General features: G+C 59.2%; 1 protein-coding gene. It reads left to right on the top strand.

Features of this window, described 5'->3' with window-relative positions; all coding sequences use genetic code 11:
- Positions 1-103: 103 nt before the first annotated feature.
- Positions 104-686: SDR family NAD(P)-dependent oxidoreductase (locus tag HX803_RS31745; protein ID WP_178926019.1), on the top strand; the 583-nt coding region annotated here is incomplete at its 3' end.

Below are 686 nucleotides of genomic sequence, written 5' to 3'. Positions count from 1 at the left end.
GCTCAATATATGGGATGCAAATTTATATATTGAGATATTTCAAAAGATGGGTTTATAGTCGGCTGCATCAGCACTCACTACCAAAAATAAAACAGGTGAAGCGATGCAGGCCCAACCGTTGTCATTACCCGCCGTGCCCGAGCCCACTTATGGTGAGCGGCTGAAGAACAAAGTAGTGATCATCACCGGCGCCGCCCAAGGCATTGGCGAGGCGATCGTCGCCTGCTTCCAGGCCCAGCAGGCACGCCTGGTGATCGCCGATATCCAGGGCGACAAGGTCGAAAAAGTCGCCGTCCACTGGCGCGAACGCGGTGCCGAGATTGTCGCGCAGCCCGTCGACATCACCTCCAAGGCGCAATGGCAGGCACTGGTCAATGTGGCCATCGAGCGCTTTGGCCGCGTGGACGTGCTGGTCAATTGCGCCGGGGTCAACGTATTCCGCGACCCCCTGGAAATGACTGACGAAGACTGGCGCCGCTGCTTCGCCATCGACCTCGACGGTGCCTGGTTCGGTTGTCGCACGGTGCTGCCGCACATGATCGAGCAGGGCATCGGCAACATCATCAATATCGCCTCCACCCATTCCAGCCACATCATCCCCGGCTGCTTTCCGTACCCCGTCGCCAAGCACGGCTTGCTGGGGCTGACCCGCGCCCTGGGCATCGAATACGCCCCCAAGGGCATTC

The sequence above is a fragment of the Pseudomonas sp. P7548 genome (assembly GCF_013386585.1).
In the GTDB taxonomy this organism is placed as follows: Bacteria; Pseudomonadota; Gammaproteobacteria; order Pseudomonadales; family Pseudomonadaceae; genus Aquipseudomonas.
This window is presented reverse-complemented; position numbering and strand designations above follow the sequence as displayed.